This window comes from Neolewinella maritima, from assembly GCF_923081025.1.
GTDB lineage: Bacteria > Bacteroidota > Bacteroidia > Chitinophagales > Saprospiraceae > Neolewinella > Neolewinella maritima.
Genome location: NZ_CAKLPZ010000001.1, coordinates 2006414 through 2014153 on the forward strand (window position 1 = coordinate 2006414; position 7740 = coordinate 2014153).

General features: G+C 58.5%; 7 protein-coding genes and 1 tRNA gene. 5 read left to right on the forward strand and 3 right to left on the reverse strand.

All coding sequences use genetic code 11. The features are described 5' to 3' along the window. Positions 1-78: 78 nt before the first annotated feature. Both MJQ68_RS08370 and MJQ68_RS08375 read left to right on the forward strand, forming a co-directional pair. Positions 79-1161, forward strand: coding sequence for a metallophosphoesterase (locus MJQ68_RS08370; RefSeq protein WP_238750584.1), 1083 nt, complete (start codon positions 79-81; stop codon positions 1159-1161). After that, positions 1162-2139, forward strand: a complete 978-nt coding sequence (locus MJQ68_RS08375; protein WP_238750585.1) for a hypothetical protein — start codon at positions 1162-1164, stop codon at positions 2137-2139. 6 nt (positions 2140-2145) lie between these two features. Here MJQ68_RS08375 and MJQ68_RS08380 read toward each other — a convergent pair whose 3' ends face one another. Genes MJQ68_RS08380 through MJQ68_RS08390 form a run of 3 tightly spaced genes read right to left on the reverse strand, consistent with a single transcriptional unit; the run spans position 2146 to position 3826 of the window. Then, positions 2146-2805 carry a DUF4159 domain-containing protein gene (locus MJQ68_RS08380; protein WP_406612749.1) on the reverse strand — a complete coding sequence of 220 codons (660 nt, stop codon included), beginning with the start codon at positions 2803-2805 and terminating at the stop codon, positions 2146-2148. Positions 2806-2840: 35 nt separating this feature from the next. Beyond that, positions 2841-3539, reverse strand: coding sequence for an RsmE family RNA methyltransferase (locus MJQ68_RS08385; protein WP_238750587.1), 699 nt, complete (start codon positions 3537-3539; stop codon positions 2841-2843). A 5-nt stretch (positions 3540-3544) separates the two neighbouring features. Continuing rightward, a complete protein-coding gene (locus tag MJQ68_RS08390) occupies positions 3545-3826 on the reverse strand; it encodes a NifU family protein (protein ID WP_238750588.1) in 282 nt (93 codons plus the stop codon). Between the two features lie 142 nt (positions 3827-3968). Here MJQ68_RS08390 and MJQ68_RS08395 point away from each other — a divergent pair, with 142 nt between their 5' ends. From MJQ68_RS08395 to MJQ68_RS08405, 3 genes are all read left to right on the forward strand, one after another. Then, the gene (locus MJQ68_RS08395; protein ID WP_238750589.1) at positions 3969-4709 is read left to right on the forward strand and encodes a GLPGLI family protein; all 741 of its coding nucleotides are present in this window, start codon (positions 3969-3971) and stop codon (positions 4707-4709) included. Positions 4710-4736: 27 nt separating this feature from the next. Next, positions 4737-7457, forward strand: a complete 2721-nt coding sequence (locus tag MJQ68_RS08400) for a carboxypeptidase regulatory-like domain-containing protein (RefSeq protein WP_238750590.1) — start codon at positions 4737-4739, stop codon at positions 7455-7457. 90 nt (positions 7458-7547) lie between these two features. Then, positions 7548-7620: transfer RNA gene (locus MJQ68_RS08405), tRNA-Gly, on the forward strand. Positions 7621-7740 lie beyond the last annotated feature (120 nt).

A 7740-nucleotide genomic window follows, 5' to 3' on the forward strand; every position in this document is an offset into this window, starting at 1 on the left:
CTAAACAGTCTTAACACGTCGGATACAACCGCTTGGTGCGTAGGGAGTTAACTTTAGGACTACTTAATCAACGACCACGTGCTGCCTCTCCTAGCTTCCCTTGCCCTGGCCCTGAGCGCCGATACGCTACCGCTCCCCGACGGACCATACCTGTTCTACGAGGACGACGGCGTAGTAGCCCGCTGGGTCGATACCGAACAGCGTACGGCGGATGAACTAGTATACACACCGGAAAACTATGCGGCACTTCCCCGTTTCACCTCCTTCAGACCGGAGCTGGTGGATGTAAGCCGTGCGTTCGAGCAGCAGTCCATCATGCACTATGAGGGTATAGACAAGGTGATTGCGCTCAGCGATATTCACGGTCAGTTCGATACCGGTCGTGAGCTGCTGCTGGCCAATGGCGTTATCAATACTGCAAATGACTGGTCGTTCGGAACCGGTCACCTGGTGGTGGTGGGCGACATATTCGACCGCGGTGACCAGGTGACCGAAACACTCTGGCTCATCCACAATCTACAGGTACAGGCCGAGCGCGCGGGCGGGATGGTACACTTCCTGCTCGGCAATCACGAGACCATGGTGCTGGAGGGCGACGACCGCTACCTCCATAAGAAGTACCGGGTGACCACTAGCCTGATGGGCAAGTTCTACCGGGAGCTCTACGGACCTAACACCTACCTGGGTCGCTGGCTACGGAGCCTGCCGCTGGCCGTGGAGATCGACAAGACGGTGTTCATTCACGGTGGGCTGAGCCGGCAAATGGTGCGCGAAGTCAGCAGTATCACCAAGCTCAACGAACTCTACCATACCTACCTCATCGACGCCGACGATATGGATGACGTAGTCAGCGGCAGCAACCGCATGGACCTGCTGCACGGTCGGCTGGGGCCCCTCTGGTACCGGGGCTACTTCACTAAGGGGACCTTTTCGGCGCGCGATCTGGGGTATGTACTCCGAAAGCTGGATGCCAAGCGCATCGTAGTGGGGCATACGAGCTTTACCGCTATACAGGGGTTCTACGATAACCGGGTGATCGCGGTAGATTCCAGCATCAAATTCGGCAGTGCGGGCGAGGTGCTAATCCTGGATCAGGGCACACCTTACCGGGGCACCCTCAAAGGATTGCGGATCCCGCTGATCACCGCCGGCACGAAATAGATGCGTCGGTGGTGGGTCATACTGATTGCCTTCGCTGCCGCTATCAACAGCACGAACGCGCAGTCCTCGCTATTTGACTGGCTGAGCAGCACGCAGGATACCGTAGCGCTGAACCTGCACACCGACTGGAAGCAACTTCTGCGCCACAAATCCGACAAGGCCTATCAGTCGCTTCTTCTGGAGGTCGATGTACACACCCTCCCCGGCCGCATCCGGACGCGGGGCAACATCAGATTAGAGGTCTGCCGGCTCCCCTCCCTACGGATCAAGCTGGATAAGGAAGCACTCGGGGCAGCCGGCTATACGGATTCCCTCAATGACTTAAAGCTGGTCCTGCAGTGCTCCGACGGGACTATGGGGCAGAGCTACCTGCGTCGGGAACAGTTGGTTTACGATCTGCACGCTCTACTGAGTACGTACCATCACCGCACCGTGCCCGTGCGGATCACCGTACCCGACGAGGACATACTTCGCGGCTTTCTAATCGAAACGGAGGAGCAACTCGAAGCGCGTTACAGCGCCCGCCTTGTCGAATCCGAGCAGATCAGCACCCGGGGACTGGACAAGGCCGCCTACGTCAATATGTGTCTGTTCAACTACCTGGTGTTGAATACGGACTGGAACGTCTTCAATCGCCATAACGTAGAATTTCTGAGCATCAACGGGACGAATCAACTGATACCGATCCCCTACGACTTCGACTACGCTGGCTTCGTAGGTACTAGCTATGCAGTGCCTAATGAAGTACACAGACTGAGATCGGTGTACCAGCCACGGTTCTTGGGACGTCACATCACCGCGGACGAGCTACTGGCCGGTGCCCAGGTTTTCATTGACCGGGAACAACAGGTGCGGGAGCTCGTCGATACGTATCCCGAAGTTCTGCGTAGCCAGCGCAGGCGGCTGCGTAGACGCGTGAACGACTTCTATAAAGTCCTGCACGACGAACGTCAACTGATCGGTCTGCTGCCGCGCTAGACGGGCCTACTGCTGGAAGGCGTATTCGACCAGGTTGGCCCCCATCTGCAGGGCGGCCGCGCGGATCTCCGGTGTGTCGTTGTGCACCGCCTGATCTTCCCAGCCATCACCGAGGTCGCTACTGACGCTGTAGAAGACAACCAGTCGGTCCTGCCATAAGATGCCGTAGCCCTGGGCCGGATCGCCGTCGTGCTCGTGGATCTTGGGTAGGCCATTCTTGAACCCGTAGGTCTGGTGGTACACCGGATGATCGAAGGGCAGCTCCACCAGGCGGGTCTCGGGGAAGACCTGCTCCAGCGCTACGCGGACGTAGGGGTCCATGCCGTAGTTATCGTCGATGTGCAGAAAGCCCCCGCCGGTGAGGTAGTTGCGCAGGTTCTCGGCCTCGGCCGCGGAGAAAACCACGTTGCCGTGTCCGGTCATATGTACCCAGGGGTAGTTGTACAGTTCGGCGCTACCTACTTCGACCGTACCGTAGTCCGGATCCAGTTGCGTGCCCAGGGCGCGGTTGCAGAAGCGGGCCAGGTTCGGCAGTGCGGTGGGATTGGCGTACCAGTCGCCGCCGCCGTTATACTTAAGTAAGCCCAGGCGGAGGGTCTCGGCGGGAGGGCTGGTGGCCGAGCTACCAAACAGGGAAACCAACAGCAGGAGAAGAAACATGCGCATACTAACCTAACGCCGAAAGTAGTCCCCTGGATTATCTACCAGGCGGCAGATTCCAGCGTGTGTACGGCAGTAATGGCGGCGGTCTCGGTACGCAGTCGGTGCGGACCCAGGCTAGCAAATACAAAACCGGCCGCACTGGCCTGTGCTGCTTCGGCCGGGCTGAAGCCTCCCTCCGGCCCGATGGCTACAGTTAGTTCGTCGGCGGGTCGCAGCAGGTCGCGGAGTAGCTCAGACTGATCATCGCCCAGATAGGCCAGGAAGCGGTCCCCCCGGGCCGCTGCAATAGCTTCGGCATACGGGACTAGTTCGCCGAGCTCGGGCAGCCAGCTCTTCAGGCTTTGCTTCATGGCGGATTCCAGCACTCGTTCGAGCCGGTCGGTACGCAGGCGGCTACGCTCGGAGTGTTCGGTACGGATGGGCTGGATGCGGTCGATACCGATCTCAGTGGCTTTTTCCAGTATCCACTCGAAGCGATCGATGTTCTTGGTCGGAGCCACCAATAGGGTAAGTCGGTGGGCAGTACGCCGGGCTTCTTGCCGGAGCAGGCGGACGTCCAGCATACAGCTCCGCTTATCGATCTGGGTGATTTCGCCCTGATACCAGCCGCCCGTTCCGTCGACCAGATCGAGTACGTCGCCGCTTCGCTTGCGGAGTACGCGGGCGGCATGCTGAGCCTCTTCGGGGCGCAGCGCGTGGGTACCTACGGTAAGGGTGGGATCGTAAAAAAGCTGCACCTCGGCTAGTTCACCGCTACGACGCCATTGATCTGGGGCAGGCGACTCTTGAGGGTCTGTTCTACGCCGGCCTTCATGGTCATGGCGGTCATGGAGCAGCCGTTGCAGGCGCCGAGCCACTTGATCTGCACGATCTGCTCGTCGCTCACGTTGAGCACCTCGATGTTGCCGCCATCGATGGCCAGGTGGGGGCGTACTTCGTCCAGGGCGGCATCTACGCGCGAGATCAGATCCTGTCGTTCGGCTACGGTCATCGGTGGTTCGTCTTTGGGAACAAAGGTAAACAATTCAGCAGGGGTGCTTGGTTCACGGGCGCGGACGCCGGTGCGGGGTATGTGAATAAATAGTTAATAAAACATTTCCTGCACGTCCTTATGCCACGCTTTTGCATCCAGCTAGTATATTACGGTATACCGTTATATATTTCCTATGCCCCATTTATCACTCATTACCCTTCTCTTATTGTGTTGCACCTGCGTACGCGCCCAGATCAGCGCCGGTACGATCGACTACCTGGAACACCGGGAGTTTGAGGTGTGGGACGGTATGAGCATCGAGCAGAAGAAGCGGGTAGAGAAGATGAAGACCGAGGGGGTCTTCGACCAGACCGGCCGACTGACCTTCAACGAACAAGCCTTCAGCTACCAGCAACTGCCCAAAGCGCCCGATACGGATAACCGCCGGGGCTGGTGGGGGGCGGATACGGAGAACCCGGATGTCTACTACACCAGCGTGGTCGATAGCACCGTAACGGATCAGCGGCGGATCATGGACCGCAGCTTTATCATGGAAGATGAGTGGCTGGTCCCGGAGTGGGAGATACCCGCTAATCAGCAGCTGAACATGGCCTATACCCTGCCCAGCAAGCTGGCCTTCACCGTATCGCCGGAGGGGGATACCCTGACGGCCTACTTTACGGAGACGATCCCCCTGGGGATCGGTCCGCGTGGCTACGGTGGCCTACCCGGCGCCATCGTCTACCTCAAGGTGGAGAACGAAGGAGTATACACCGAGTACACCATGACCACCATGCAGCCTAATCCCACGGAGCTGGAACTCGAAAAGCCCACCGAAGGCGATACGATCAGCCGCGAACGCTTCGAAAAGATCGCCGCCAAGCGCAAGGAAGCGATGGAGCGGCGACGGCGTGGCTGGCAACGCAATTATTAATCGCCCTACTTTCCTACTACCCTGGCTATGCAACACCTACACCTATCCCTGTTATTCACACTTTTTTTACTTACTACCGGACTGTTCGCGCAGAGCACCGAGATCAGTGCCACCGTGGTCGATACCACCGGCACTACGCTACCCGGCGCGAACGCAATTCTGCTGCGTACTTCCGATACCTTGCTGACCGCATTCGGCACCACGGATGCCAAGGGGGAGTTTTTGATGCAGAAAGTACCAGCGGGGGAATACCTGCTGCGCGTGAGCTTTCTCGGCTTCGAGCGGCCGGATCAGTCCATCACCGTCACGGAATCGGATCAGTATTTGGGTCTGGGCGAACTGCGGATGTACCCCGCTGGCTTCCTGCTCAGTGGTGTTGAGGTCACTGCGGACCGCATACCCATCCGCATGAAGGGCGATACCATGCTCTACGATGCGGGGGCCTTTGCCGTGGGCGAGAACGCCAAGGTAGAGGATCTACTCCGCCGACTACCGGGTATGAGCATCGACGCCAACGGACAGCTCACCTGGCGCGGGAAGCCCGTGCAGGAGATTATGATCAACGGTAAACCATTCTTTGCGGGCAACGCCGCCCTGGTCACCCAGAACCTGGATGCGGCTGCCCTAAAAAATGTGGAGGTATTCGATCAGAAATCCGACGCGGAGGAGATCACTGGTGTAGACGACGGAGAGGAAAACACGACCGTGAACCTGGAGATGAAGGATGACTACAAGGCTAAGGTATTCGGCGAACTGTACGGTGGCGGCGGTGTAGCCAGTAATGCGGATGCAGACCCCCGCTACGATGCGGGTGGCAAGCTGTTCCGCATCAGCGACGCCACTCAATTAGGACTGCTCGGTACGATCAACAATGTCAACCGAGTAGGCTTCACGGGCGACGAAATTCAAAACTTCAACCGGAGCTCCGGGCGCGGCAGCTTTATTAGCTGGGGTGATGAAGGTCAACTACCCTACTACGATGGCGGACAAACCCCGGGACAAAACCGCAGTATCGCTACAGGCATCAACTTCGGCCGCTCTATGGGCGAAAACGGACAGCTCACGCTCGACTACACACTATTTGATCGGCAGCAAACGCAGTCGCTCACCGAACGGCAGGGCTTCACCCGCGCAAGCGAGGAGCGGCAGATCAATAGCGTACAGACCGATGCGGCATCCAACTACAGCCACCGGCTGGGCTTCGAATACGAGCAGGAACTGGATACGACCTCGCGGTTCCGTGTGGGGGGCTCCGCCTACCTGACCGGCTCCGAAAATCGGGGTATTGCCCGCACCCAGATCAGCGATGGAACGGGGGAAGCGCAGAGTGACTATACGGTCGACGACTTCAGCACGGGCGACTCGCCGGGGGGCAATCTGTTCACCCGCTACAACCGCCGCCTGGGCCGCAAAGCCGGCAGGAGCTTCAGCGCCAGCCTGAATGGCAACTACCGTAAAAATCAGACCGACCTGGAGATTCTCACCGAAGGCCTCGATGACGACCCCAACAGTACGCCGACCTTCGTCGGCTCCCTCGTCAACGGTCTACAGTTTCAGGATCGACGCACCAATTCGCTGAACCTCGGCGGTCAGACCAGCTATGTAGAACCCCTCACCACCAAACTGAGATTGGAAACCGAAATCGGTTTCGAAGTGGACGAAGACGAGGGCGACTACCGCTTTCGCCTCAACGAGTCGCGCACGACCAATCTTCTGACGCGAAACTGGACGGCGGTGCGCGCCGGTACCGGTTTAGTGTACCGCTATAAGAAGAGCAATAACCTGCAAGTGGGAGCCGACTTCAACAGCGGCACGCTGGGACTGAGCGGAGATACCAGCCGTAGCGAGCGCTTCAACTATGTCCTGCCTAACTTTAGCTACCGCATACGGTCCGATAAGCTGTTCTACGGCCTCCGCTACCGCTCCTACGTGCAGGTGCCCGAGATCAGTCAGCTGCAGACCATTGCGCGTCCGTCCGTCACCGGCCGTGTCACGCTGGGCAACGTCAACCTTGAGCCCGCCGTGCGGCACGACATGAGCGGAAACCTGTGGTTCAACGATCAGTTCCGTGCGCTCAGCGCCAGCGCCTACGTCAGCGCGGGCTATACCGACAATGCCTTCGGTAACAGCCTCACCTTCACCCCCGGGCAGCAGGTGTATCAGTCCATTAACGTGAGCCACAACTGGAATTATAATGTGTACCTGGGCTCCTCGATCGGCATGGACTTCATCCGCGGAGAGCTGCGCATCAACGGCCGCGGCGGGGGCAGTCGCGGACAGGGCTTCGTGGACGGCGTGGCGCGAACGAACGTGACCACCAACTACAGCGGCACCGTCGATTTGACCACGGAGTTCAACGAGAAGTCCTTCCTCAAACTAGGCTATACCTACGCCCGCAATGCCAACAGCTTTGACGACGAGGAGAGTGTAGACATCGTCACCATCACCCACGACATCGCTACCCAGTTCGAGCTAGAGCTATCGGATACGTGGCGCTTCGAGAGTCGGTTCCTGTACCGCGTCTTCGAGGCTGCGGCCTTCGCCGGACAAACCAACGTGCCGGACCTGCGGGCCAGCTTCGAACTACGTCCCTTTAAAAAGGCCGGTCACTACTTTGTACTAAGCGGACAGGATCTACTGAACCAGAACACGGTGATCAACCGACAGGCACAGGCCTTCGTGACCTCGGAGACCATCAGCGACGGGCTGGGGCGCTACCTGCTGGCTACCTTTCACTACTCATTATAAAAAACCTTGCGCCCGGCTTGCAGGGCCGATATGGGCGAGCGTATATTTGCAGCGCTTTAGCAATAAAGCATGGCTGAGCAGCCAGCAGACGCGGATGTAGCTCAGTTGGTAGAGCGCAACCTTGCCAAGGTTGAGGTCGCCGGTTCGAACCTGGTCATCCGCTCATTACCCGGTCGCTTTCACTTAGTGAAGGTGGCCGGGTTTTTAGTTTGGTGCAACTCCCTGACAGTTCGGGGATTAGGCCCAATGCGGCGTTCAAACTCGTGGTACGAAAGGTACGGTT